The organism is Actinomadura sp. KC06, assembly GCF_004348735.1.
GTDB lineage: Bacteria > Actinomycetota > Actinomycetes > Streptosporangiales > Streptosporangiaceae > Spirillospora.
Genome location: NZ_SMKT01000079.1, coordinates 15,047 through 40,882, shown reverse-complemented (window position 1 = coordinate 40,882; position 25,836 = coordinate 15,047). Strand labels below are relative to the sequence as shown.

General features: G+C 73.0%; 22 protein-coding genes. 10 read left to right on the top strand and 12 right to left on the bottom strand.

The annotated features are described in order from the left end of the window. The first annotated feature begins 75 nt into the window (after positions 1 to 75). The 4 genes from E1287_RS24295 to E1287_RS24280 all read left to right on the top strand — a co-directional run bounded on the left by E1287_RS24295 (position 76) and on the right by E1287_RS24280 (position 5,427). Positions 76 to 1,455 carry an SWIM zinc finger family protein gene (locus tag E1287_RS24295; protein ID WP_131967360.1) on the top strand — a complete coding sequence of 460 codons (1,380 nt, stop codon included), beginning with the start codon at positions 76 to 78 and terminating at the stop codon, positions 1,453 to 1,455. Next, positions 1,452 to 4,118, top strand: coding sequence for a DUF6493 family protein (locus tag E1287_RS24290; protein WP_131967359.1), 2,667 nt, complete (start codon positions 1,452 to 1,454; stop codon positions 4,116 to 4,118). Before E1287_RS24295 ends, E1287_RS24290 begins: the two co-directional genes overlap by 4 nt. 76 nt (positions 4,119 to 4,194) lie before the next feature. Then, positions 4,195 to 4,794: a methylated-DNA--[protein]-cysteine S-methyltransferase gene (locus E1287_RS24285; RefSeq protein ID WP_243719406.1), complete on the top strand. Its 600-nt coding sequence runs from the start codon at positions 4,195 to 4,197 to the stop codon at positions 4,792 to 4,794. Between the two features lie 57 nt (positions 4,795 to 4,851). After that, on the top strand, positions 4,852 to 5,427 hold the full coding sequence (locus E1287_RS24280; protein WP_131967358.1) for a TetR/AcrR family transcriptional regulator: 576 nt from the start codon (positions 4,852 to 4,854) through the stop codon (positions 5,425 to 5,427). A gap of 22 nt (positions 5,428 to 5,449) precedes the next feature. On the opposite strand, the gene E1287_RS24275 is transcribed toward E1287_RS24280, so the two are convergent. The 6 genes from E1287_RS24275 to E1287_RS24260 form a co-directional block, all read right to left on the bottom strand. Then, positions 5,450 to 6,364, bottom strand: a complete 915-nt coding sequence (locus tag E1287_RS24275; RefSeq protein ID WP_131967357.1) for an oxidoreductase — start codon at positions 6,362 to 6,364, stop codon at positions 5,450 to 5,452. A gap of 151 nt (positions 6,365 to 6,515) precedes the next feature. Beyond that, on the bottom strand, positions 6,516 to 7,004 hold the full coding sequence (locus E1287_RS24270) for a glutathione peroxidase (RefSeq protein WP_131967356.1): 489 nt from the start codon (positions 7,002 to 7,004) through the stop codon (positions 6,516 to 6,518). 84 nt (positions 7,005 to 7,088) lie between these two features. Beyond that, the gene (locus E1287_RS43930) at positions 7,089 to 7,244 is read right to left on the bottom strand and encodes a hypothetical protein (RefSeq protein WP_165969163.1); all 156 of its coding nucleotides are present in this window, start codon (positions 7,242 to 7,244) and stop codon (positions 7,089 to 7,091) included. A 217-nt stretch (positions 7,245 to 7,461) separates the two neighbouring features. Further along, positions 7,462 to 7,620 carry a hypothetical protein gene (locus E1287_RS43925; protein WP_165969162.1) on the bottom strand — a complete coding sequence of 53 codons (159 nt, stop codon included), beginning with the start codon at positions 7,618 to 7,620 and terminating at the stop codon, positions 7,462 to 7,464. An 85-nt stretch (positions 7,621 to 7,705) separates the two neighbouring features. Next, positions 7,706 to 8,002, bottom strand: a complete 297-nt coding sequence (locus E1287_RS24265; protein ID WP_131967355.1) for a hypothetical protein — start codon at positions 8,000 to 8,002, stop codon at positions 7,706 to 7,708. Positions 8,003 to 8,040: 38 nt separating this feature from the next. Next, the gene (locus E1287_RS24260; RefSeq protein WP_131967354.1) at positions 8,041 to 9,162 is read right to left on the bottom strand and encodes an LCP family protein; all 1,122 of its coding nucleotides are present in this window, start codon (positions 9,160 to 9,162) and stop codon (positions 8,041 to 8,043) included. Positions 9,163 to 9,367: 205 nt separating this feature from the next. Between E1287_RS24260 and E1287_RS24255 the strand changes: the two genes are divergently transcribed. Next, a complete protein-coding gene (locus E1287_RS24255) occupies positions 9,368 to 11,401 on the top strand; it encodes an ABC transporter ATP-binding protein (protein ID WP_131967353.1) in 2,034 nt (677 codons plus the stop codon). On the opposite strand, the gene E1287_RS24250 is transcribed toward E1287_RS24255, so the two are convergent. Then, the gene (locus E1287_RS24250; RefSeq protein ID WP_131967352.1) at positions 11,398 to 15,024 is read right to left on the bottom strand and encodes an AAA family ATPase; all 3,627 of its coding nucleotides are present in this window, start codon (positions 15,022 to 15,024) and stop codon (positions 11,398 to 11,400) included. The genes E1287_RS24255 and E1287_RS24250 overlap by 4 nt on opposite strands. A gap of 204 nt (positions 15,025 to 15,228) precedes the next feature. Here E1287_RS24250 and E1287_RS24245 point away from each other — a divergent pair, with 204 nt between their 5' ends. Beyond that, positions 15,229 to 15,564: an STAS domain-containing protein gene (locus tag E1287_RS24245; protein ID WP_165969161.1), complete on the top strand. Its 336-nt coding sequence runs from the start codon at positions 15,229 to 15,231 to the stop codon at positions 15,562 to 15,564. A gap of 32 nt (positions 15,565 to 15,596) precedes the next feature. On the opposite strand, the gene E1287_RS24240 is transcribed toward E1287_RS24245, so the two are convergent. The 5 genes from E1287_RS24240 to E1287_RS24220 form a co-directional block, all read right to left on the bottom strand. After that, complete coding sequence (locus E1287_RS24240; RefSeq protein ID WP_131967364.1) at positions 15,597 to 16,370, bottom strand: SGNH/GDSL hydrolase family protein; 774 nt, start codon at positions 16,368 to 16,370, stop codon at positions 15,597 to 15,599. Between the two features lie 122 nt (positions 16,371 to 16,492). Continuing rightward, positions 16,493 to 17,128: an ATP/GTP-binding protein gene (locus tag E1287_RS24235; RefSeq protein WP_243719407.1), complete on the bottom strand. Its 636-nt coding sequence runs from the start codon at positions 17,126 to 17,128 to the stop codon at positions 16,493 to 16,495. 34 nt (positions 17,129 to 17,162) lie between these two features. Beyond that, positions 17,163 to 17,636 carry a DUF742 domain-containing protein gene (locus tag E1287_RS24230; protein ID WP_131967350.1) on the bottom strand — a complete coding sequence of 158 codons (474 nt, stop codon included), beginning with the start codon at positions 17,634 to 17,636 and terminating at the stop codon, positions 17,163 to 17,165. 28 nt (positions 17,637 to 17,664) lie between these two features. Further along, positions 17,665 to 18,117, bottom strand: a complete 453-nt coding sequence (locus E1287_RS24225; RefSeq protein ID WP_131967349.1) for a roadblock/LC7 domain-containing protein — start codon at positions 18,115 to 18,117, stop codon at positions 17,665 to 17,667. Continuing rightward, a complete protein-coding gene (locus tag E1287_RS24220; RefSeq protein ID WP_207934421.1) occupies positions 18,114 to 21,398 on the bottom strand; it encodes a nitrate- and nitrite sensing domain-containing protein in 3,285 nt (1,094 codons plus the stop codon). The genes E1287_RS24225 and E1287_RS24220 overlap by 4 nt, the downstream gene beginning before the upstream one ends. Before the next feature lie 658 nt (positions 21,399 to 22,056). Here E1287_RS24220 and E1287_RS24215 point away from each other — a divergent pair. The 4 genes from E1287_RS24215 (at position 22,057) to E1287_RS24200 (ending at position 25,809) form a co-directional block, all read left to right on the top strand. Further along, complete coding sequence (locus tag E1287_RS24215) at positions 22,057 to 23,046, top strand: ABC transporter substrate-binding protein (RefSeq protein ID WP_131967348.1); 990 nt, start codon at positions 22,057 to 22,059, stop codon at positions 23,044 to 23,046. Positions 23,047 to 23,067: 21 nt separating this feature from the next. Next, complete coding sequence (locus tag E1287_RS24210; protein ID WP_131967347.1) at positions 23,068 to 23,880, top strand: ABC transporter permease; 813 nt, start codon at positions 23,068 to 23,070, stop codon at positions 23,878 to 23,880. After that, positions 23,877 to 24,713, top strand: a complete 837-nt coding sequence (locus E1287_RS24205) for an ABC transporter permease (RefSeq protein ID WP_243719405.1) — start codon at positions 23,877 to 23,879, stop codon at positions 24,711 to 24,713. Before E1287_RS24210 ends, E1287_RS24205 begins: the two co-directional genes overlap by 4 nt. A 112-nt stretch (positions 24,714 to 24,825) precedes the next feature. After that, entirely contained in the window at positions 24,826 to 25,809 is a 984-nt protein-coding gene (locus E1287_RS24200; protein WP_165969160.1) for an ABC transporter substrate-binding protein, read from the top strand. Positions 25,810 to 25,836: the final 27 nt, after the last annotated feature.

The following is a 25,836-nucleotide window of genomic DNA, read 5'->3' as shown; positions in this document are numbered from 1 at the left end:
GACCCCGCCCCAGGCCAGATCCCCTAATCAGGGGAATATCCATAATTTGTCGGCACCTGGCTCTACGTTCGCGGCATGGCGAGCAGCACCGTGGCGGCAGGGGCCGCCCAGGCGTACACGTACACGCGGCCGTCCGGGCTGGACGGCGGGCTTCTGGGGCTGTCGACGTCCGGCGGGACGACGACCACCGGGCCGCGACCGCATCCGCATTTCTTCAGCGGCGTCCTCACGCAGGCGGCCCCGGCCGCGGCGGCGCTGCTGGCGCTGGCCGACGTCGCGCAGACCCGGTACCACCAGCCGCGTCCCACCTCGTTCCGCGACCCCGTCGTCACCTGCAACGGCGACCGGCTGCGGATGGAGTCGTTCTCGGCCTGCGGCGGCGTGTACGCCCGGCTGGACGTGCTGGAGCCCGCGATGGACGGCGACGTGCACGAGCGCGGCACGACGAACGTGGACGTCAACGGCCCGCTGCGCGAGGCGCTGGCCCGGGTGGGCGGTTCCGATCCGCTGCATCTGGCGGTCGGCGCCGAGGAACTGGCCGTGACCACGATGGACGGCGCCGTCGTGGAGAAGAAGGTCCCGCTGCCCGACCGGTGGCTGCGGGGTTTCGCCGAGGTCCAGGTCATCACGGCCGGATTCGACCTGCGCGCCGAGTTGAAGGCGGCGGACGCGGTGCGGTTCATGCGTTCCATGCCGCGCGGACAGCGTGAGCCGCTGTGGGCCGTTCCCGCAGGGCGGACGCTGCGGCTCGCGCCTCGTCCTGCTGCCGGGGCCGTGTGCCTGGCCGGGCCCGATCGTCTCCGGACGATGATGCCGCTGCTCCGCTTTGCACGGGCCCTGCGCGTGTACGGGCCGTCCATCGCGGACGGCGCCGTCCCCGTGTCGAGCGTCTGGGAACTGGAACTGCCCGGGATGCGTTACGTCCTGACGCTGTCTCCGCAGCACTCGCGTGGCTTCTCCGGTGAGGGCGCCGTGCTGGACGCCATCTCGACCGACGAGGCCGCAGGGGACGCCGACCTGGTCGGCGCGCTGCTGTCGTTCGAGCCGCGCGTCGAACCCGATTCGCTAGCCGAGCGGTCCGGTCTCAGCCTCGCGCGGACGAAGGCGGCGCTGACGCAGCTGGGGACGTCCGGGCGCGTGGGTTTCGACGCCGCCGAGGCCGCGTTCTTCCACCGCGAGCTTCCGTACGACCCCGCCCGCGTCGCCAACCTCAACCCCCGGCTGCGCTCGGCGCGCGCGCTCGTCGACGAGGGCGCCGTGCGGTTCACGTCCGACGACGCGGCGGTCGTGCTGAGCAACGGCGGTGAGCGGCACGTCCGCTTCGAGGAGGGCCGCGAGACGTGCACGTGCCAGTGGTGGTTCGACCATCGAGGCGAGCGCGGGCCGTGCAAGCACGTCCTGGCCGCGCGCGTCGTCCGTCGCGATGCCGAGACGGCCGTGGAGGCTGCTCGATGAGCGCGTGGGACGACGTCCAGAAGGCCATCGAGTCCGGCGACCGGGATCGGACGGCGCGGCTGGTGGCCGCGCTGGACGAGACCGACCGGCGCACCGTGGCCAAGGAGCTGCCGGGCACGCTGAAGAGGCTGCGCGCGGCGGCGTTCGGGTTCCTGGACCACCGGGTCCTGCAGGCGTTCCTACTGGCCGGTGCGGGCACGATCAGCGGCCCCGCCGCCGCCGCAGCATGGCTGAGCCGGTCGGACCTGCGGCCCTGGTGGGACGACGACAGGTACTGCGCGATGCTGTGCGACCTCGCGTCCATCCGTCCGGACGAGTGGCGCGCGGAGGTCGCGCACCGGGTCGCCGCCCGCGTCAGGGTCTCCGAGGAGAGCTGGGCCCATTGGCGCATCGCGGCCGCGCTCGCCAAGTCCGCCGGGGCCGCTCCCCCGGCGTCCGACGGCTTCGTGGTCGGGTGGGTGACGGAGGTCAGCCCGCACGAGCTCGCCGACGACCCGTTCCTCGACGCCCTCGCCCCCCGGCTCTTCGAGGCGGACGGAGTCGGCGCGGCCCTCGCCTTCGACGACACGAGACTCCAGTGGGACAAGACCCGGAAAGGCACCTGGGCCGCTGCGCTCGCCGATCTCGCCCGCACCGGACGGCTCGACCGCAAGACCCTCCTGGACGGCTGCGTCAGCCGCTTCCTGCGCGGCGGCACGCCCCACAACCTCCGGTGGTTCGTCCGGCTGCACGACGAGCTCGAGCCGACCGGCGAGGAGGCGGCCGCTCGCGTGCGCGACTACGTCCGCCTCCTGCCGGTCGCGCCGCCGACCGTCGCGGACGCGGCGCTGCGGCAGGTGCGCCGCGCCGACGACCTGGGACGCCTGGACGAGGCGCTGTTCGAGGAGGCCGCGGGCGCGGTGCTGTTCCGGCCGGAGAAGAAGCTCGTCCGGGCCGCGCTCACCTGGCTCGACCGGACGGCCCGCGCCCGCGGCCGGGTCGACGCGACGCTGCGCGCCGTCCCGGCCGTCTTCACCTCGGACGCGCTCGACCTGCGGGAACGGGCCGTCAAGATCGCGGCCAAGCACGCGTCCCTGGCGGGCGACGCCGTCCGCGCGGAGGTCCGGGACGCCGCCGCCGACCTCCCGGCCGACCTGCGCCCGGCGATCGCCGCCGCGTTCGGGGAGGTCGCCGCCGCCGAGCCCGAGCCCGAGCCGCTCGCGGCCCCGCCGCCCTTCACGCCCCGCGAGGCGCCCGCGCCGATCGCGTCCCCCACCGAACTGGCCGAGGAGTTCATCACCCTTCTGGGCTCCGAGGAGAACTGGTCCGCGATCGAGCGCTTCCTGGCCGCGATCGTGGAGTTCGCCTACCGCGACCTCGACGGAACCAGGGAGGCGTTCCGGCGGGTCTGCTCCGACCGCGCGCCGTCGCTTCTGGAGCGCATGTGGAACGCGCACGTGCGCGAATGGGTCCGGGGAAGCTGGGTCCAGTTCCCCGTGCGGAGACTGCTGCTTCCGGACGACACCCCGAGCCCGGTGGGCGAGATGCGCGCCGCCTTCGTCAAGGGCCGGACCCGCGTCCAGGGCCGTGCCTGGATCTTCGGGAGAAGGAGCGAGTTTCTGCCGCAGATGGAGCGGTTCCTCGCGTGGCGGAGGCACGAGGTCGTGTCCGCCCTCGGAGCGGTGCCCGTCCTGCTCGCGACGCCGACCGAGGGCAGCGGGCACATCGACCCGGACGTCCTGGTCGCCCGCCTCGAACGGCTGGAGGCGGCGGGTGCCGAGCCCGGCCGGGCCGACCTGGCGCAGGCCATGCTCCGCGTCCCCCGCGAGATCGAGCCGGCCGCGGTGGCGCGCGCGAAGGGGCTGGCGTCCGATGCGGGACGGACGGTCGCGTCCTGGCTGGCCGCCGGCGGTCTCGCCGACCCGGCCGTGGAGTGCGCGTTCCCCGGCGAGCCCGTCACGTCGGTCGGCGGGCAGGACCTCCCGCGCCCGACCCACGTCCTGGCTACGGTGGACGTGCCCGGCGAATCCGACATCGCCCGCCTCTGCGCCCTCTCCAGGACCGGCTGGACGGACCACGGAGGCTCGTTCTACAACGCGTTCACCGGGTTCTGGCCGTCCGTGATGCCGTCCCACCGGGAGGCGGCCGCCGCGCACCTGCTCCCCTATTTCGTCGGCACCGAGGACGAGGGCTGGGGCCAGGGCACCGTCGCGCTCGGCCTCGCCGAGGCCGACGGGCCCGCGGGCGCCGCCACCGGGACGGTCCTCGCCTGCGCGCTGGCGAACCGGGACCAGCACGAGCGCGCCATCGCCGTCGAGGCGCTGCTCGCCTTCGCCGCCCGGGGCGGTCTCCCCGCGTCCGGGACGGGCACGGCCCTCGGGCACCTCGCCGCCGCCAAGGTCATCACCGTCCCGCGCACCGTGAAGGCCCTCACGGTCGCCGCCGACGCGGGCGCCCACGCCGCCGTGTGGGAGGTGCTGGCCGCCGCGCTCCCGCACGCCCTCCCCGAGCCGGGTGAGCGCGCCCCAGCGGGCCTGCCGGACCTGATCGCGCTGGCCACCCGCCTCGCCGAGACCACGGGCGCCAGGGGCGCGATCCCGGCCGTCGCGGACGTGGCGTCCCGCGGCGGGTCCAGCCGCCTGGTGCGGGAGTCCGCCCGCCTCCACCGGACCCTCGCACCGTGACCCTCGCACCGTGACCCTGTGAACGCGACCCTCGCAACGTGAGGCCCTCCGCCGGTGTTGAGGAGATGTGGACCGAATGACGGACCCGCATGCGACGCTGGACGTCGCCGGAAGCCGGAAGGAGCGCTCAACGATGACCGACACCCTCGCGTTCGGCACGGTCGACACCGTGCTCGGACGCCTGCTCGTCGCCGAGACCGAGACGGGGGTCGCGGCGCTGCACTTCCGCGACACGCCGGCGGCCCGCGCCCGTACCGCCAAGGCGGCCGGCCTGCCCGTCGTGGACGCTCCGGGCCGCCTGTCCCCCGCGCTGTCGGCCCTGCGCGACTACTTCGCCGGCGATCTGAAGCACTTCGAGGTCCCGATCGACTGGCGGCTCACGTCGGACGTGCAGCGGCAGGTGCTCTCGACGCTGTACGAGTCCGTCCCGTACGGGCAGGTCGTCACGTACGGCGAGCTGGGCGACCGCAGCGGGACGGGCGTCCACGCGCAGGTCATCGGGCAGGTGATGGGCAGCAACCCGATCCCGCTGATCGTGCCGTGCCACCGCGTCGTCGCCTCGAACGGGCTCGGCGGCTACAGCGGCGGCTCCGGCGTCGAGGTCAAGCGCTGGCTCCTGACGATGGAGGGCGCGCTGCCCGCCACCCTCGACTGGGACATCACCCGCGCGCCGTGAGCCCGCGTCCCGCCGGTGAACTTACCTACCGATCGTCGGCAAACGTAGAATGGGCGGGTGCCGAAGATCAGTGAGGCGACCGTCGCGGCGCATCGGGCGCGGCAGCTGCGGACGCTTCTCGACGCCGCGCGGGCGCTCGTCGCCGAGGAGGGCATCGAGGCGCTGTCGCTGGCGGCGCTGGCCAGGCGCGTGGGGCTGTCGCGGCCGAGCCTGTACGAGTACTTCAGGTCGAAGGACGACCTCGTCGCGGCGATCGTCGAGGAGGAGCTGCCCCGCTGGGCGTCGCTCGTCGAGCGGGCGCTCGCCGGCCCGGACGACCTCGGCGGCAAGGTCGAGGCCTACATCAGGTCCCAGCTCGAGGTCATGACGGACGGCCGGCACGCCGCCGCCGTCGCGCTCGTCGAGCACGCGCTCGCCGAACCCGCCCTCGAACGGATCCGGGACGGCCACGCGCAGCTGCTGCGCCCGCTGGCCGCCGCGCTGGAGGAGAGCGGCGTCCCCGAGCCCGCGCTCCGCGCCGAGCTGGTCCAGGGGCTGGTCGACGCGGCGGCCCGGCTCGCGCAGCGCGACCCGTCCAACGCGGAGGCCGTCATCGCCGCGACGCTGGCGCAGGCCGTCCGCGGCCTCGCCTGACCCGGCGAAGGGCCCGGCGGCTCTAGGCGGGCGCGGAGGCGTAGGCGACGGACGTGAGGTCTTCGGAGACCTGCCAGAGGCGCTCGCCCAGGCCCGGACGGTCCGCATGCGGCGGCGTCACCACCTTGACCGGTGCGCCCCGGTACTGGAGCAGGCGGGGCCCGTAGCAGGCGCCTCCCCGGAGGTCCGGGGCCGTCGCGGCGTAGAGGGACGGCAGCGCGCCCGCGGCGGCCGACTGCGCCATCAGCGCGTTGCCGAGGCCGAAGGCCTTCTCCATGATCGTGCTGCCCTGCAGCTTGGGCCCGGCCTGCTGGAGGTTGGTCGCGGCGTAGCCGGGATGGGCGGCGACGCTGGTCAGCTCGGGGACGCGCCGGTCCAGCTCCTTGGCGAAGACCAGGTTGGCGAGCTTCGACTGGCCGTAGGCGGTCCACTTGCGGTAGCGGCGCTCGCCCTGCAGGTCGTCGAAGCGCAGGCGGCCCGACCAGGCGAAGCCGGACGTCAGCGTGACGACGCGGGCCGCGGGGGCGGCGCGCAGCGCGTCCATGAGGAGCCCGGTGAGCGCGAAGTGGCCGAGGTGGTTGGTGCCGAACTGCGTCTCGAACCCGTCGGCGGTGGAGCCGCGCGGGACGGCCATGACCCCGGCGTTGTTGACGAGGACGTCGAGGGGCGCGTCGCCGTGCTCGGCGGCGAACGTCCGGACGGACGACAGGTCGGCCAGGTCGAGCCGGCCGAGGACGACGTCGGCGTCCGGGGCGGCGGCCCTGATCCGGTCCGCGGCGGCACGGCCGCGCTCGGCGCTGCGGCAGGCCAGGACGACGGACGCGCCGCGCCGCGCGAGCTGCAGCGCGGTGTGGTGGCCGATGCCGCTGTTGGCCCCGGTGACGATCGCCCGCCGCCCGCTCAGGTCGGGGATGTCGCCGGCCGTCCATCCGCGCATCGCGCACCTCCCGCGTCATATCGCGACTTCTCACGTTAGACAGGTCGCCCAATAGAGGGCAAGGGCGGCCCGATGTGGCGCGATTCACAGCCGATAGACACAGCGGCCGGACGCGCCCTCCGGCTCGAAGGCGCGTCCGGCCGCGGGTGGGTCAGGCGGGGAGGTTCTTCTCGATGGCGGCGACGACCTCGGCGGACTCGGGCTCCGCCTGGGGCGCGAAGCGCGCGGCGACCGCGCCGTCCGGGCCGATGAGGAACTTCTCGAAGTTCCAGCGGATGTCGCCGGTGTGGCCCTCGGCGTCGGGCGCGCCGACCAGGCCCTGGTACAGCGGGTGCCGGCCGTCGCCGTTGACCTCGACCTTCTCGGTCATCGGGAACGTGACCCCGTAGGTCGTCGAGCAGAACTCCGCGATCTCGTCGGCGGTGCCGGGCTCCTGGCCCATGAACTGGTTGCAGGGCACCCCGAGGACGGTGAAGCCGCGTCCCGCGTACCGCTCCTGCAGCCGCTCCAGACCGGAGTACTGAGGGGTGAGGCCGCACTTGGAGGCGACATTGACAATGAGCACGGCCTTGCCCCGGTACTGTCCGAGGTCCGCGGTCCCGCCGCGCAGGCCGTCGATCTCTACGTCGAAGACAGACATGAGGCCGATCCTAGGAGATCACTCCCGGCGACCGGCCGTCCCACCTACGTACCCGCCTACGTGTTTGTCCGCCTGCGCGTCCGCCTAGGTGCCCAAGGCGTTCACGAACGCGGCGAGCTGGTTGCCCGCCTGCCCAAGCTGGCTGAACGCGTTGTTGACCACTCCGGCCGCGTCCGTGGGGGAACTCAGCAAGTAGAAGATGACGAACGCGATCGCCACATAGCGGAGGTTCTTCTTCATCCGTAACGCCGTCCCTGGTTGTAGCGCAACGACACAACTGACCCGATCACATTGTGCCCAGGCGCGTCTGCCCGCAAAGCGCGATTTTACTTGACGCGAGGGCCACGGCTTGCTGGCCGCGCGCGAAGAAGCCCCGCGCCGCTGCGGGCACGGGGCTCCATAGCCGTTCCGGGGGGTGCGGGGAGCCGTCCCCCGCAGCAGACCGGAGCGGGTCCTTTCAGCTCGGGATCGCGCTCATGAACTGCGACAACGACTCGGCGGCCGTGCCGAGTCCGCTCAGGGCGTTGTTGACGAGAGTCGCCGCCCCCTCGGGCCTGCTGATGACATACCACGCCGTGAAGGCGATGGCGGCGATCTTCATATGCTTCTTGTTCATTTCAACCACCCTCCGCGCTCAATAGCCTACGGAGAGTGATGCCCAAGGGGGCCCGAACGATGATCAAGAACGGCCAAAGAGACGGTCAGGTCCCCTTGGCGTGCGCCGTGAGGTACTCGATGTAGAGCGGGCGGAGCGCGTCCGCCAGCTCGCCCTCCCCCGCGTGCGTGAACTCCTCCAGCAGGGAGAGCCCGTGGAACAGGTCGAACTCGGCGCGGTCGACCTCCCCGGTGGCCGCCGCGGCCGCGGGGATCGCGCGCAGCAGGTCCCACAGGAAGCCGACGTCGCGGCGCTCCTTCGCGAGGCGCATCGCGCGGTCGTACAGCTCCTTGGACGGCAGCTCGTCCAGCTCGGCGGCGCCGCCCGGCGTCACATCCGGCATGACCCGACTCTAACCGGCGGGACGCGCGCCTATCCCGGTCACTTCTTCGTGATGACGTCCTTCGGGATCTTCTGGTCCTGCTGGAGCGCCTCGAAGAGCCTGGACGCCTTGGCCTTGTCCCAGGTGATGTACGAGCCGGCGCCGGCGGAACTGCCGCCGCCGCCGATCGGGACCGTGGTGGTCACGCCGTCCTTGCCGCTGACGCCCTTCATCGCCCACATCATGCGGACGAGGTGGTGCAGGTGGTCGCCGTCGTCGACCAGGAAGTTGCTGGTGGCGTTCGTCGCCAGCGGGATGCTCCGGAACGGGTTGAGGATCGTCCCCCAGCTCGTCGACTTCTTCATCAGCGCGCCGAAGAACTCCCGCTGCTTCTCGACCCGTTCGAGGTCGGCGCGGGCGTAGGCGCGGGTCCGGACGTAGCCGAGCGCCTGCCCGCCGTCGAGCGTCTGGCAGCCGGCCTTGAGGTCGAGGCCAGCCTTGGGGTCCTCGACGTCGTCCTTGACGCAGATGTCGACGCCGCCGACGGCGTCCACCACGCCGACGAAGCCGTTGAAGCCGATCTCGGCGTAGTGGTCGATGCGGATGCCGGTGGCCTTCTCGACGGTCTGCACGAGCAGCTTGGGGCCGCCGAACGCGAACGCGGCGTTCAGCTTGTTGGACCCGCGCCCCGGGATCGGGACGTAGGAGTCGCGCGGGAGGCTGATCAGCGACGTCCCGCCGGAGCCGTAGTGCAGCAGCATCATCGAGTCGGTGCGGCGGCCGCCCGAGAAGCCGGTCTTGAGCCGCCTCTGGTCGGCCTTGGACAGGCCCTCGCGGCTGTCGGAGCCGACGATCAGCCAGTTCGTCCCAGGCGTGTCGGCGACCCGGCCGGGGTAGTCGACGAGGACGCTCTCCCGCTTCAGCCGGGAGTCGAGGTAGAAGTACCCGCCCGCGATCACCAGGATCAGGACGACCGAGAGGATGCCGAGGACGCGCGGCCAGCGGCGCCGCCGCCGGCGCGGCCTGAGCGGGGGCCCGTCGTACGGGCCGCCCTGGTCGTACCTGCGTCCGGCGAGCTGGTCACCGGCGTACGGGTCGTCGTAAGGGTCGCCGTACGTCTCCCGCCCGTAGGCGGCGTGATGGTGCTCCGAGCGTGCGGAGTGGTCCCTGCTGCGCCCCACGCGGTCGTCCTCCTTGCGTGTCCGGCCGTCCGGCCGGCCGTCGCTCCTGGCTAAACCCTAGACACCCTAGGGGTTCGCGCGCGTCCCTCCACCGCATGACAGTCAACTGCTTCGAATAACCACGCAACGTGACAAACGCGGCAGACACCGTCCCTCCCAGGAAGCACACTGCCTCTGCCGGACAGGACGGGCGAAGGGGCGGCGCATGGGCACACGACCGCGTTTTCTACGACGTTTCCGTACGCGAGAGGCGCCCCCGCGCCGTCGCCGCCGGGAGCCGCCGCCCGATCCCGGCCTGCCCGAGGTGATTCTCAACTGGCACGCGCGGGACAAGGAACTCACCGAGACGGGCATGCGCACGATCGCGCGGCGGCTCCCCGCGGTGATCGCCCAGGCGGCGCGGCTGGCCTGGCGGGCGAGCCGCACCGACACGCTCGTGACGGTCGGCCTCAACCTCGCGGCCGGGTTCTTCACCGCGTTCTGGCTGCTGGCCACGACCGGCGTGCTCACGGCGCTGTTCAGCGCCGCGCCGACGCCGTCGCGCGTCCGCGACGCGCTGCCCTCGCTGGCGCTGGTGGCGGGCGCGGTAGCGCTGCGGGCCGCGCTGCAGGCTGGCGCCGGCTGGGCGCAGGCGCGGCTGGACCCGCAGGTCGAGCGGCTGGTCGAGCTGCGCCTGTACGAGGCGACGACCGCCGTTGACCTGACCGCGCTGGACGACTCCGACTTCCTCGACGACCTCAAGCGCGCCCAGGGGCGCGGCCTGATGTCGGCGCCCATGGTCGTCCAGTACGCGGTGGACGTCCTCACCGCCGCCGTCGGCATGATCGCGGCGGCCGGGACGCTCGGCGTGCTGCATCCGGTGCTGCTCCCGCTGCTCCTGCTCACGGCCGTGCCGGAGGGATGGGCGTCCGTCCGCAGCGCGCGGATGCGGTACCTGATGCTGCTCTCGCTGGTCGGGGTGACGCGCCGCAAGTGGATCCTGTCCGACCTGATGGTCGAACGGCGGCACGCCGCCGAGGTGCGCTCGTTCACGATGCGGGGGTTCCTGCTGGGCCAGTACGACCGGGCGGCGTCCTACCAGCGGCATGTGGAGCTGGACGTGGCGCGCCGCCAGACGATCGTGAAGATCACCGGCGATCTGCTGAAGGGCGTCGCGACGGCGCTCGTCTACGTCGCGCTGGGCGTGATGCTGTGGAAGGGCGCGGTGCCGCTGGCGGTGGCGGGCACGGCGGTGCTGGCGATCCGGACGGGCCAGTCGTCCCTGGCCAACCTCGTGTTCGCCGTCAACCACTGCTACGAGGAGGGCCTCTACTTCGGCGACTACGTGAGCTTCTGCGCCGCCGCCGAGCAGCGGATCCCGCACCGCGCGCTGGCGCCCTCACCGCTGGAGAAGCGCGGGCGGCTCCCGGACGACTTCGCCGACATCGTCGTCGAGGACGTCGCGTTCACCTACCCGGGCGCGGACGAGCCGTCCCTGAGAGGCGTCTCCCTGCATGTGCGCAAGGGCGAGGTGGTGGCGCTCGTCGGCGAGAACGGCTCCGGCAAGACAACCCTCGCCAAGATCATGGCCGGGCTGTACGACCCGGACACCGGGCGGGTCCGGTGGGACGACGTGCCGCTGACGTCAGTGGCGCCGCACGACGTGTGGGAGCGCGTCGCCGTCATCGCGCAGGAGTACACGCACTGGCCGATGACCGCCCGGCAGAACGTCACGATGGGGCACGGCGACGACGGGGCCGTCTCCTCCGGCAACGGGGACGGCGAGGACCCGTCGATGCTCGCCGCCGCCCGCGCGTCCGGCGCCGACGAGGTCGTCGAGGGGCTCGCCCGCGGCTACGACACGCTGCTGGACCGCCGGTTCAAGGGCGGCGCGGAGCTGTCGGGCGGGCAGTGGCAGCGGCTCGCCGTCGCGCGCGGCTTCTTCCGGGACGCGCCGCTGCTGATCTGCGACGAGCCCACCGCCGCCCTGGACGCGCGGGCCGAGCACAACCTGTTCGAGCGGATCCGCACGCACGCCGACGGCAGGACCGTCCTGCTGATCACGCACCGGCTCGCCAGCGTCCGCTACGCCGACCGGATCTACGTCCTGGAGCACGGCCGGGTCATCGAGGAGGGCGACCACGCGGCGCTGATGGCACGCGGCGGCCTCTACGCCGACCTGTACTCCCTGCAGGCCGCCGCCTACGGAGCCGGAGCCGCGGATCCGCAGGCGGCCGGAGAGGCGCAGGCGGCGGGCTAGATGTAGGGGCCGAAGCCGGCGCGGCCGAAGCCGATGCCGGGCTCGGGCGGCGGGGCGTCCGGGAGGTCCTCCGGGCGCAGCAGCCCGACCTCGGCCGTCTCGATCCCGGCGGGCGTCTCGTCGTCCTTGGCGGTGATGCGCTGCGCCTGCCGGGAGATCGCCGCCTCCAGCAGGTTCCGGACGAGCCGCGCGTTGCCGAACGAGGCGTCCCGGGGATGGGCGGCGACGACGCGGCGCAGGCCGTCCAGGACGCCCGGCGCGAGCGCGAACCCCGCCTCCGCCGCCATGAACTCGAAGATCGTGACGAGCTCGTCGGCGGAGTAGTCCGGGAAGCGCAGCACCTTCGGGAAGCGGGACTTCAGGCCCGGGTTGGCGTCCAGGAACTGCTCCATCTCGGCCTCGTAGCCCGCGACGATGACGACCAGGTCGCCGCGGTGCTCCTCCATCAGCCGCAGCAGCTCGGCGACGGCCTCGTGGCCGAAGTCGCGGCGGTCGCCGCTCGCCGACGTCAGCGCGTACGCCTCGTCCACGAACAGGACGCCGCCGAGGGCGCGCTCGACCGCGCCCCGCACCCGCGGCGCGGTCTGCCCGATGAACTCGGCGACGAGGTCGGCGCGGGTGACCTCCACCAGATGGCCGGACGACAGCAGCCCGAGCCGCGCGTACACGGCGGCGACGAGCCGGGCGATCGTCGTCTTGGCCGTGCCGGGGTTGCCCGTGAACACCATGTGCCGGGACGGCGACGCCGGGGCGAGCTTGGCGTCCCGCCGCAGCTGCTCGGCGCGGACCTCCGCGACCAGCCCGGCCACCTCGCGCTTGATGTCCTCCAGGCCGATGAGCCGCTCGATCTCGGCGAGCGGCTCGCCGGGGACGTCGTCGCGGCCGCGGCTGAGCCTGTCGGGGACGTCCTCCGGCAGGATCTCGTCGAGCGACTCGGTCTCGTCGACGATGCCGTCGGCGAGGACGCGGCGGCCCTGCATCGCCACCGCCCGGTCCAGCAGGTGGATCATCGCGCGGGCGTTGCCGAACCCGCGCTCGCGCGGCGCGGCCTCGGCCAGCTCGCGGACCCGGTCGAGGACGCCGGGCGCCAGCTCGAACCCGGCGTCGGCGGCCTTGGCCGCGAACACGTCGACCAGCTCGTCCTCGGTGAGGTCGGGGAACAGGACGGCGCGGGGGAAGTACGCGGCCAGGTCGGGATGCGATTTCAGCAGCCCGTTCAGCTCCGCCTCCGGCCCGGTGAGGACGACGACGAGGTCCTCGCTGTGCGCCTGGACGCCGGTGAGCAGCACGTCCAGGACCTCGCGCCCGCGGGCCGCGTCGGTCGCGGCCGACACCAGCGCGTGCGCGTCGCGGACGACCAGCACGCCGCCGTGGGCCTGCTCCACCGCCCGCCGGACCCGCAGCACGCTCTCGCTGGCGTACTCGCCGAGCAGGTCGGCGCGCTCCACCTCGACCAGGTGCCCGGACGACAGCACCCCGAGGTCGGCGTAGATCCGGCCGAGGATGCCCGCGACCTTGCTCTTGCCGGTGCCGGGGTTCCCGGCGAACACCAGGTGCCGGGGCCGCGTCCGCGCCGTCATGCCGGCCTCGCGGCGCAGGCGGGCGGCCTTGGCCTCGGCGACCAGCGCGTCCACCTCCCGCTTGGCGGGCTCGATGCCGGCGCAGGCGGCGAGCTCTTCGAGCGGGTCGGTCTCGGCGGGACGGCCGGGGATGAGGCGCTGCGGCAGGTCCGCCGCCGTGATCTCCGGCGGGCCGCCCGGCATGTCCGCCGCGGCGTCCTTCGCGTCCTCCGCCCCGGCGCGCCGGACGGCGGCGGCGACGGCCTCCCCGGCCATGTGCTCGACCAGCCGCGCGCCGCGCAGGTTCAGCAGCGGCGGGGTGCGGCGCAGCATGCCGCCCGCGGTCGCGGCCACGTCCGGGGCGACGCGCGATCCGCGCCGTGCGACGGCCAGGGTGAACAGCTCGGCGAAGTCGTCCTCGCCGAAGTCGCGGGTGCGGGCCACGTCGAACGCCCGGACGAGCGCCGGGTTGGCCTCGAACAGCCGCCGGTCGCCGCCGGGGCGGCACAGCGCGACGACGTTGAGGGACGGCGACCGCGCCATGAGCCGCCGCAGCTCCTCCGCGGCGGCGGCACCGCACCGCTCGTGCGCGGCGAGCTTCTCCAGGTCGTCCAGGACGAGGAGCATCCGCGCGTCCAGGCAGTCGCGGACGCGGGTCTGCAGCCACAGGACGGCGTCGCTCACCCCGAGCGACGCGAACACCTGGTCGGAGATCCACAGCGCCTCGCGGACCGCGCCGGCCTCGGCGAGCCGCCGCTCGACGGCCTCGGCGGCGGTGCCCTTGCCGGTGCCCTCCGGCCCGGCGATCAGCAGCCGGACGGGACGCTCCCCCGCGAGCCGTCCCGCGACCGCGTCCTGGAGCGCGCGGGACAGCTCCGGCTGCCCGACGAGCGCGTCCGCGACGTCCTCGCCGCGTCCGGCGCGTGCTTCCTCGGTCTCGCCGTCGGGCTGGGTCCCGGCGGCGGCGCCGAGGGCCTCGCCGAGCGGGTTGAAGACGCGCCGCATCGTGAACAGGCGCCGCAGGTCGGCCTGGAACAGGCGGACGGGCACGCGGCAGCGCGGGCTCACCGGCGCGTCCGGCAGGCCCTGGACCGCGCCGGTGACGCGCACGGCCATGTCCAGCCAGGCGCGGGACGCGTCGGCCTCCCCCGCGACGAGGCCGCGGGCCAGCCACGAGCGCACGTCGTGCTGCCACGCCTCCGAGGAGAACCCTTCGCGGGCCGCGCGGAGCCGGTCCTCCACGTTCTCGTAGCGGGCCGTGCCGAGCACGACCGCCAGCTCGGCGGGGACGACCCGGGCCTCGGCGGCGAGCAGCAGCTTGGCGAGCGCGTCGTCGGGTTCGTCGCCGTCCGAGACCGTCCCGGCCAGGTGCTTGTGCGCGGCGTCCAGCCCGGCGCACGCCCACCCGAGGTATCCGACCGGTCCCGCCAGCTCGGGCAGGACGGCCAGCTCCCCGTCGGTGAGCTGCGCGGCCCAGGCGTCGTCCAGCCGCGCGTTGGGGACGGTCATGTCCGCCTCGCGCAGCTCGGGATCGCCGGCCCGCCGGTCGAACAGGTCCATCAGCGCCCGGCGGCGGCGCTCGACCGGCTCCAGGCCCTCGAAGACGTCCAGCCCCGCCCGCGCCAGGTCGAACATCACCGCGCGGCGCTCGCGGTCGTTCCCGGCCGGTTCCGGAAGCCACAGGCCCGGCGGCCGCCACCGCCCGCCCTGCGTGAACCACGCCGTCGGCTCGCGGACGGCCGACTCCGGCGTCGCGAGGAACGCCGACAGCAGCTCGTAGTCCACGTCGCCGCGCGACCCGCCGCGGACCGCGGACGCGCCGAGCAGGAACGTCAGCAGCGACCACTGCTCGGCCCCGGCGGCGCTGGTGTCGTCCCCGTAGAAGTCGCTGAGCTGCCGTGTCAGCACCACGGCCCGCGGATCCCGGTTGTACTCGAGCGCGCGTTCGCGCACCTCCTCGTACAAGCCGTCGGGCACCCGCCAGGGACCGTACGCGTAAACGTCGAGTACGGGCTCCTCGGTGAGCAGCACTTCGAGATGGTCCGGCAACCGGGGGGAACTCAACTGGGGTCCTTCTCCTACAACGGCGGGTCGGGGGTGGGGGCTGGAGGACGGTCGGACAGCACACTACGGCCAGGTACCACCGCGCACACCCTTGTAGCGCGGCGGGTTGGCAGGCGGGCCCGTCCTCGGCAATAGTTGTCGCACGGAAAGCATCCGCCGGGCGGATGCGTCGACAGGAGGGGAGCCCCCGTGCCGCCTTTGGAAGTGACCATACGGCCACGCGGCGGGCGCGCCGTCGTGCGGCTCCGCGGAGAGCTCGACATCGCCTCCGCGGACGACCTGCGCAGGCACCTGAACGACGCCCGCCGCGAGCACGGCGAGGACCTCGTCCTCGACCTCGCCGACCTGGAGTTCATGGACTCCGGCGGCCTCTCGGTCATCGTCGCCTGCTACAAGGCCACCTCGGCCGCGGGCGGGAGCCTCGTCCTCGCGGCGCCGCGACCCATCGTCCGGCGGGCGCTGGAGATCACCGGCCTGCACCGCCGCATCACCGTCACCGACACCGTGGACGAAGCCCTGGGCGAACACGACCCCGCCTGAACCCGAAAGGCCCACCGCCAAAACCGGAACGCCTAGAGCGGGAGCGGGGTGGGGCGTTTCGGCTCGCGGCCGTCGCCGGAGGAGCGTCCGGTGGCGCGGCGGCCGATCCAGGGCAGCAGGTACGTGCGGGCCCAGCGGACGTCCTCGCGGCGCATCGTGAGCCAGTCGGCGCGGTCGAGCGGCGGCCACGGCTCGCGCCAGTCGCCCTGGACGGGCACGCCGATGACGTCCGCGACGAACAGCGCCATCCGGCGGTGGCCCTCGGGCGACAGGTGGAGGCGGTCCTCGTACCAGGCGCGCGGGTCGTGGAACACGCGCAGCGGCCACAGGTCGACGACGGTGCAGCCGCGCCGGTCGGCGATGGCGCGCAGGTGCATGTTGTAGGTGGCGGCCTTGCCGCGGATGCGGCCGCCGGTGCGCAGCCCGCGGGTGTCGAAGCCGGTGAAGACGACGACGCGGGCGCCGGTGGCGCGCAGCCGCCGGACGGCGTCGTCGAACACGACCGCGAGCGCGTCCGGGTCGGCGCCGGGACGGATCATGTCGTTCCCGCCGCCGCAGAGCGTGACGAGGTCGGGCGCGAGCTCGACGGCGCGCGGGACCTGGTCGTCCACGATCTGCCGGACGAGCTTGCCGCGCACGGCGAGGTTCGCGTACCGCAGGCCCGGGCTGCTCCCGGCGATGTGCTCGGCGAGCCGGTCCGCCCAGCCGCGGAAGCGGTCCTCCTCGCCGGGGTAGGGGTCGTTCAGGCCCTCGGTGAAGCTGTCGCCGATGGCCACGTACGTCCGAATCCGCTCCGTTTCCCGCATCGCAACCCCCATCACCGGTTCATGGTCGATCACGTAGATGAATGATGCATCGTGCATTTCGTCTACGCGACCGTAGGCCGCCCGGATGTGGGGGAACGCGACGTGGTACGGCGAAAGCGGCGTCAGGTCCAGCTGGGGGACGTGGTGCCCGGCTGGACGCCGGGGGCGCCCGGCCCGGCCGGGGGCTGCGCGGACGGCCCCGGCGCGCCCGCGGGCGGCGTCGCGTGCACCGTCATCGCGTGCTGGACGAGCGTGATCAGCACCTGCTTGGTCGACTCGCGGCTCCGCGCGTCGCACTGCGCGATCGGCACGTGCGGGCTGATCGACAGGGCCTCGCGGATGTCCTCCACGGCGTACTGGAACTCGCCGTGGAACCCGTTGACGCCCACGACGAACGGCAGGCCGAGCTCCTCGAAGTAGTCGACGGCGGCGAAGCAGTCCTCCAGCCGGCGGGTGTCGACCAGGACGACGGCGCCGATCGCGCCGCGGACGAGGTCGTCCCACATGAACCAGAACCGGTGCTGCCCGGGCGTGCCGAACAGGTAGAGGATCAGCTCGCTGTCGAGCGACACGCGGCCGAAGTCCATCGCGACCGTGGTGGTCGTCTTGTCGGGCACGGCCGACAGGTCGTCCACGTCGGCGCTCGCCGCGGTCATCACCGCCTCGGTGGTGAGCGGCATGATCTCCGAGACGGACCCGACGAAGGTGGTCTTGCCGACGCCGAAGCCGCCGCCGACGACGATCTTGACCGAGGTCAGCTCGGCCTCCCCGCCGGGCGGCCCCGGGACCTGGTCAGAGCTTCCGAAGGCCACTGAGCACCCTTTCTAGCAAGCGGAGGTCCGGCTGTCCGCCGGTGGTCGCGGCGGGCTGCGACTGGTGGAGCCGCAGCAGTCCTTCGACGGCCATGTCGGCGACGAGCACGCGCGCGACCCCGAGCGGCAGGCGCAGGAGGGCCGAGACCTCCGCCACGGAGCGGGCGGACCGGCACAGGTCCATGATCGCCCGGTACTCCGGGGTCAGCGCGGCCACGTCCCGCGGCGGGTACGGCGCCGCGGTGACCAGGGCCTCGATGGCCAGGTCGTAGCGCGGCTTCGTCCGTCCCCCGGTCACGGCGTAGGGACGCACCAGCGAGCTGGAGGCATCGCCCTCCTGTCCCTCGGGGGGCCGTCCCTGCGCCGGCACCCGCCCGGGCTCGCCGCGGCCGGGGTCGCCGGGCCAGCGCCCCGGCCCGCCGGGGCCGCCTCCGTAGGGACTGCCTCGATCCATGTCGCCGACCTCCGTCAGTCAGTCACGATCAAAAGCGGGCGGGCCCGGCGCCCATCTCGGTCACGGACGGCCCCGAGTGCGGAGGCTGCTGCTGGTCCTGGGCGCGCAGCGCGGGCGTCAGCACCCGGCCGACCCGCTCCACCAGCAGCGTCATCTCGTACGCGACGAGACCGAGGTCGCAGTCGGGCGCGGCGAGCACCGCGAACACCGACCCGTTCGTGATGGACATGACGAACAGCAGCCCGCGGTCCATCTCGACGACGGTCTGGTTCACCCCGCCCGCGTCGAAGATCTTCGCCGCGCCCTGGGTCAGGCTCATCAGCCCCGAGGCGATCGCCGACAGCTGGTCCGCCCGCTCGGGCGGGAAGCCCGACGAGTACGCCATCGGCAATCCGTCCGAGGAGACCACGACGGCGTGCGCGACCTTCGCGACACGGTCCGCGAAGTTCGTCACCAACCAGTTGAGATCCTGCCCGCTCACCGGGTGCCTCCTGTCTCGCCGTCGCCCTCTGACGACGCCTCGCCTGACGTGCCATCGCCGCGAATCTCGTGGCGTCCCCGATGGACGCCCCGCTGCAGACTCGCGAACCGGTTGCGTACGACGTCGGCCGCCTGGCCTTGTCCCTGTCCCTGCCGGCCCTGCACAGCCTGCCCCTCTCCAGGGCCTCCCGGCAACGGCGCGCCCTGCGCCGGAGCCGCGGGCGCCTGCTCGGTCCCGGCGGGGGCCGTCGGACGGCCTACCGCTCCCGGCACGCGGTTCTTGCCGGGCACCCGCTTGGGCAGCCCGACACTGGTACGGCTGGCCGCGACGGGCTCGCGGGCGGCCTCGGCGGCGCGGAAGCCGGCGTCCGCCGGAGACTCCCAGCCGCGCACGGGGTCCTCGCCGGCACCGCCCTCCGACCTGCGCTGGAACCACTCCGACTGCATCGCGTCGAAGATCGGCGAGCGCTCCGGGAGCCGCGGCGGCGCGGCCTGCCCGGACGACGCCTGCGCGGGGACCGGCACCGGCGGCTGCGGGGGCGGCTCGTGCCGCGCGGCGGCCGGTTCCGGGACGGCGTCCTCCGGCGGGCGCGGCGGCGCCGGGGTCGATCGCTCGGTTTCGCGCGTGGCGGGCTCCGTCCATCGGGCCTCGGGCGGCGAGGCGTCGGCGTACGGGTCGGGCGGCTGGGCGTGCTCCCCGGAGACCTGCCCCAGCGGCCCCGTCTCCCACGGGATCGGACGGGACGCGCCGGGCTCCGGCAGCATCGGCTGGGCCTCGGGGACGACGGACTGCGGGCCGGTCTGCCAGGGCTCCTGCCGGTAGACGCCGTTGCCGGCGTCCTGCGGCCGCTCCTGCTGCGGGCGCTCCTGCGGCCGTTCGCCGCGGGGCTGGAACAGTCCATTGGGACCGTCGTCGGACGGGCGCCGCGGGAGCTGCGCGCCCGGCATGCGGACCGGCAGCTCGCCGGGCCTGCGCGGCGGCCGCTGGTCGTCGGCCGGGCCCTGGTCGCCGTAGGGGTTCTGCTCCCCGTAGGGAGCCTGCTCGCCGTACGGGACCGGGGGCTGCGGGCCGGTGGGGAAATTGGGGTGCTGGCCGGAGCCGGGCGCCGGGATCGGCCCGGTCTCGTTCATGGCCGGCTGCGGGCCGGTGGCGCCGCGGACGGGCCGCAGCGGCCCGGTGCCGCCGACCATCGGGTGCGAGCCGGTCGAGCCGGTCGAGCCGGCCATCGGGGTGGCGGGCAGCTCGGCCGGTCCGCGGGCGTCCTGCCGGAACGCGCCGCCGGTGCCGAGGGCGGGCGGCTCGGGCGTGGTGGTGAGCGCGGCGAGCTGGCCGTGGCCGTCCGCCTCGCGCGGGCCGAGGCCGCCGCGGCTGCCGATCCCGCTGGACTCGCCGGGCGTGATCACCGCGTCGGGCAGCACCACGAACGCGGTGAGCCCGCCGCCCTGCGCGGCCCGCAGCTCCACCCGGATGCCGTGCCGGACTGCCAGGCGGCCGACCACGAACAGGCCCATGCGGCGGGCCGCGGAGAAGTCGATGACGGGCGGGTTGGCGAGCCGCCAGTTGGCCTGCTCCAGGTCGTCGGGCGACATCCCGACGCCGTTGTCGGTGATCTGCAGCATCGCGCCGCCGCCGCTGAGCAGCTGCCCGGACACGGTCACCTTGGTGTGCTCGGACGAGAACACGGTCGCGTTCTCCACCAGCTCGGCCAGCAGGTGGACGAGGTCGTTGACGACGGGCCCGGCGACGGTCATGTCGCCCTGCACCCGCAGCGCGACCCGCTCGTACTGCTCGACCTCCGACAGGGAGGCGCGGATGACGTCGATCAGCGGGACGGGCCGGTTCCACCGGCGCACCTGCTCCTGCCCGCCGAGGACGAGGAGGTTCTCGCAGTTGCGGCGCATGCGGGTGGCGAGGTGGTCCAGGCGGAAGAGGTTGCCGAGCTGCTCCTCGTCGCGCTCGCTCTGCTCCAGCGTCTCGATCAGGCGCAGCTGCCGCTCGATCAGGGACTGGCTGCGGCGGGAGAGGTTGACGAACATCGCGTTGATGTTGCCGCGCAGGACGGCCTCGTCGGCGGCCAGCCGGACCGCCTCCCGGTGGACCTCGTCGAAGGCCCGCGCGACCTGGCCGATCTCGTCGGTGGACTCGACGTCGATCGGCTCCACCTCGATGCCGCCGGCCGCGGCCTCCGGATCTCGGAGCCGGTCGACCAGGCCCGGCAGCCGGGTGCTGGCCACGTCGAGCGCGCCGGACTGCAGGCGGTGCAGCGGCCGCACCAGGGACCGGGCCATCACGACGGTGATCAGCAGGACGATGGCCAGCAGCAGCGCGACGGTGATCGAGTCGATGATCGTGGAGGTGCGGGCGTCGGACCGGCGCTCGGCGCTGACGTCCAGGATGTCCTGGGTCAGGTCCAGCTCGGTCAGCCGCATCTTGTTGATCATGTCGGACATGGCGTTCTTGATCGCGTCGGCCGAGCTGGCGTTGCCGAGCGAGCGGGGCAGCCGCCCGCCGGTCGCGGCGACGGCCGTGATGAACCGCTGCCGGAGTTCCAGGGCCAGGTCGACCTGGCCGCCGACGACGAAGTCCTCGAACGTCTGGACCTGCTCCAGGGTCACCGAGTTGCGGAAGGTCGCGATCTCGCTGTCCTCTTGCGCGCGCGCGGCGTTGAGGGCGCTCGCCTGGTCGGGCGCCAGGCCCTGCAGCCGCGCGCCGAGGAGCAGCAGCGCGCGCTCGCGGGAGACCGCCTCCTTGGCGCGGACGAGCGCGCCGAGCGCCCGGCTGGTCTGGGCGAGGCGGTTGTCGACCACGTTCGAGGAGATGCTGTCGAGGACGCCGATGAGGTCCTGGATGGCCTGGGTGTACTTCTGCAGGACGACGGTGGCCGGCACCCTGCCGCCGATGACGAGGGAGCGCAGCGACTTGACGGCGTCGAGGCGGTTCAGGACCGCGCCGGCGCCGCGGACGGCCTCGGTGCCGTAGGAGGAGTCGACGACGGTCGCGGTGTCGCGGACGAGCTGGAGCTGGGAGTCGGTGCTGAACTGCGAGGACTGCACGCCGGGGAGGAGGCCGTCGGGGCGGCCCGCCGCGGTGTACTCGACGGCGAGGTCGCGCTCGGAGGCGAACTCGGTGACGAACTGCGTGATGCCGGCGCCCAGCTCCGCCATGCGCTCCACGCGCCCGTAGGTCTCCGCCTCGCTCACGGAGTCGGCGATGCGCCCCCCGGCGAGGACGACGGCGGCGACTGTCGGAACCAGGATCAGGACGATGAGCCGCTGCGGCACGCGCCAGTTCCGCAGGCTCAGTCTGCTGCCCGAACGTCTCGAACGGTCCGACTGCACCTCGACGTTGCCGGGTCGAGGACGGTCGCGACCTTCGTCGCTAGGTTGCATCCGCCGTTAACACCCTCTCCACACGATGTCGCACGCTCCGTGGCCTCACCGGCGCAAAGGGTTAAAGCGACATCACCTCCACCCTCGGCGCACGACATTGCAGCACATCCACGGATAGGCCGCAAAGGACCCTAGGCCACTCGATATGCACCAATGCCGTGATTGCGAGTTCATGCCCGTATGTCCGTTTTATCGAGCACGAATGGTCACACACCGCACACGGACTTTCCGTGATCACGAAAGTGCGGACGGTAATACCGTGTTGTCCACCTCATCACCCGGCCGACGAGCCGGGGACCGGCGGGTGCGCGGCCGCGCCGCGGGGGCACGGTTGCTCACTCTCCGATTCGGCTCGGCGATGAGCAGACACTGTAGCCCGTGGAGGACACAAGAAAGTCACGCAATTTGGAGCGAATCCACTCAAGCCGCCAGTCCGCGATAATCTCCGGGCACACATGGTCGGCCAGCGGTGGTCAGAGTCGCTCCCCTGGCCCACACGTCCCGACCCTAAGCCCTGCGCACGGAACTCCCCGCAGGTTAAGGAGAGCCCATGCGGAAATCTCTGCGTCTGCCCGCGCTTCTCAGCGCCGTCGCCCTCGCCGTCGCCGTCGCGGGCTGCAGCGACTCCGGCGAATCCTCCTCCGGCGGCAAGGGCGGCCTGGAGATGGACACCATGACGGTGGCGGCGCTCCCGCTGGCGGACAACGTGGCGGTGTACCTCGCGCAGAAGGAAGGGCTCTTCGAGGACCAGGGCCTCAAGGTCCAGATCAAGCAGGTCCAGCAGAGCACGCAGGCCATCCCCGCGCTCGTCAAGGGCGACATCAACGCGATCGCGGGCGCCAACTACGTGTCCTTCCTGCAGGCCAACGACAAGGGCACGGTCAAGCTGAGCGTCCTGGCCGAGAGCGCCTCGCTGACCTCGCACTTCATGGACGTCCTCGTCCTGCCCGACTCCAACGTCAGGACCCCGAAGGACCTGGAGGGCAAGAAGGTCGCGGTCAACATCCTGAACAACGTCCAGTCGCTGACGCTGAACGCGATCCTCACGGCCAACAACGTCGACGCCGCCAAGGTCGACTACATCCAGGTGCCCTTCGGGCAGATGGCGGCGGCGCTGGAGCGGGGCCAGGTCGACGCGATCCACGCCGTCGAGCCCTTCACGACCGACACGCAGAAGAAGCTCGGGGCCAGGGTGGCCGTCGACGGCGGCGCCGAGCCCGTGACGAACCTGCCGATCTCCGGCTTCGTCACCACGCAGGACTTCACGAAGAAGAACCCGAAGACGGCCGCGGCGTTCCAGCGCGCGATCTTCGCCGCGCAGCAGCTGGCGAGCACCGACCGCGCGCCCGTCGAGAAGATCCTGCCCAGCTACACCAAGATCGACGCGAGGGTCGCCCAGGTGATCACGCTGCCCGGCTACCCCAGCACGCTGACCACCAACCGCATGCAGCGCGTCGTGGACCTCATGACCGCGGCCGGCCTCCTCAAGCAGAAGCCCGACCTGAAGACGGTCCTCTTCCAAGCGCGCCCGGCGTCCTGACGCCGGCGGCGCGGGCACCGCATGGCTGACCGGCGGACGACACGCCCCCGCGGCCTCACCCGCCAGGGGCGGTGGGCGCGGGGGGCCGCCGGTGTGGCGGTCCTGTTCCTGGCGAGCGAGATCCTCGGCAGGGCCGGCATCGTCGACCGCTCCTACCTGCCGCCCGCGTCCAGCATCACCGCCCGCGCCGTCGAGCTGGCCGGCGACCAGGAGTTCCTGTTCAACGTGCGTGTCACGCTCACCGCGTGGGCGCTCGGCCTGGCGATCGCCATCGCGATCGCGGTCCCGCTCGGACTGCTGCTCGGCAGCGTCCCCGCGGTGAACACCGCCGTCCGGGCCATCGTGGAGTTCCTGCGGCCGATCCCGTCCGTCGCGCTGATCCCGCTGGCCGGGCTGCTGCTCGGCTCCGGCCTGGCGATGGAGGTGCCGCTCATCGTGTACGCCTCCACCTGGCCCATCCTCTTCAACACCATGTACGGGCTGCGCGACGCCGACCCCACGGCCAAGGAGACGCTGCGCGCGTTCGGCTTCGGTCGCGCGCAGGTCCTGCTGCGGGTCTCGCTGCCCAGCGCCGCGCCGTTCATCGCGACCGGCGTGCGGCTGGCCGCGTCCGTCGCGCTCATCCTGGCCGTCGGCACCGAGATCCTCTCCGGGTTCGGCGACGGCCTCGGCATGTTCATCGCGCAGGCCGGCACCGTCCCGGACGGAACGCGCGACGTCCTCGCCGGCACGGTATGGGCGGGCTGCATCGGGCTGGTCATCGACACCGTGCTGGTGCAGACCGAGAACCGCGCGTTCCGGTGGCACCGGGCGCAGCGGAGCGGTGCGTCGTGACGGCCGCCGCCCGCACCGTGCGTTCCCGGGGCCTGGCCGGACGGCTTGTCGGCGGGCTCCTGCACCGCTGGCTCCCGCTGGCGGTCCTCATCGCGGGCTGGGAGGCGGCGACGCGCGCCGCGGAGAGCCCGTTCTTCCCGCCGCCGTCCGACATCGCGGCCCGGATGCGGGACATGTGGTTCTCCGGCTCGGCGAGCAGGCTGTTCTTCAGCGCGGAGGCGGGCGACTCCATCGCGCCGAGCCTCGCCCGGATGGGCTTCGCGCTGCTGCTGTCGGTCGTGGCGGGCGTCGTCCTCGGCATCGCGCTCGGACGGTCGGAGCGGGCGCTGGCCTACCTGGAGCCGCTGCTGCAGTTCGCGCGCGTGATCCCGCCGCCGACGATGGTGCCGGTCTTCGTCGTGCTGATGGAGCTCGGCACGCAGATGCAGGTCGCGTCGATCGTGTTCGGCGCCGTCTGGCCCATCCTGCTCAACACGGCGGACGGGGTGCGCGGCGTGGACGCGACCCAGATGGACACGGCGAACGCGTTCCGGCTCTCCGCCGCCGAGCGGATCCGGTTCGTCATCGTCCCGTCCGCGCTGCCGAAGATCTTCGCCGGGCTGCGGCTGGCGCTGTCCCTGTCGCTGATCCTGATGGTCTTCTCCGAGCTGCTCCCCGGCACGTCCGACGGGCTCGGATTCCAGCTGACCTTCGCGCAGAGCGCGTCCGACGTGCCCACGATCTGGGCGGTGATCGTCCTGCTCGGCGTCCTCGGCTACCTGTTCAACACGATTCTGCTCGCGGTGGAGCGCCGGGTCCTCTCCTGGCACCGCGGATCGAGCAATTCCCAATAACCGCACATGAACCCGGCAAGTCGCTCAGATTGCCGGTGCATTGCGCTACGCTCCCGGCTCATTGAAAATCAGTTTTTGACGGGCTTCCCCCCGAATGGTTGGAGCACTGCTCATGACTGCTTCCCACCGCCGCCTGGCCGCCGCCGGCGCGGTCGCCGTCGCGGTCGCCCTCGCCGCGGCCGCCTGCGGCGGCTCCGAGGACGGCGGCTCGGCCAACGGCCTGGAGAAGTCCGAGATCATGCTCGGCACGATGACCGTCGCCGACAGCGCGCCCGTCCAGCTCGCCCTTTCCAAGGGCCTGTTCAGGGCCGAGGGCCTGACGGTCAAGACGCAGGTCATCCCGGGCGGGGCCGCCGGAATCCCGCTGCTGCGCAGCGGCCGGCTCGACATCAGCTTCGGCAATTACGTCTCGCTGTTCACCGCCGGAGTCAAGGACCCCCGCTTCAAACCGAAGATCATCGCCGAGGGCTTCAACAGCGCGGCCAAGACCCACACCGTGATGGTGCGCGGGGACTCCCCGTACCGGACGATCAAGGACCTGGCCGGGAAGAAGATCGCCGTCAACACCAAGCGCAACATCAGCACCCTGCTGGTGCGCTCCGCCGCCAAGGCCCAGGGCGTCGACTTCGACGACGACAAGAGCTTCGTCGAGGTGCCCCCGCCCGCCATGGAGCACGCGCTGAAGTCCAAGAGCGTCGACGCCGTCATGGCCATCGAGCCGTTCGGCACCCAGATGCAGCAGTCGATGGGCGCCCGCATGGTCGCCGACCTGTCCAGCGGCCAGACCGCGAAGCTCCCGATCGCCGGGTACGCCGCCACCGAGAAGTTCGTGGAGAAGAACCCGAAGACGGTCGCTGCGTTCCAGCGCGCGCTGGTGAAGGCGCAGGGCATGTGCGCCGACCGGAAGGTCGTCCAGGACGTCCTGCCGACCTACGCCAAGGGGATCGACGCGAAGGTCGCCGCCGCCATGAGCTTCGGCGAGTACCCGACCACGCTGGACCCGGCCCACCTGCAGCGCGTGTCCGACCTGATGCGGCAGTTCGGGTATGTGGACAAGCCCATCGACGTCAAGAACTTCGTCGCGACGCCTTCATGAGATATCGCCGCATCGCTCTCGGCGCCG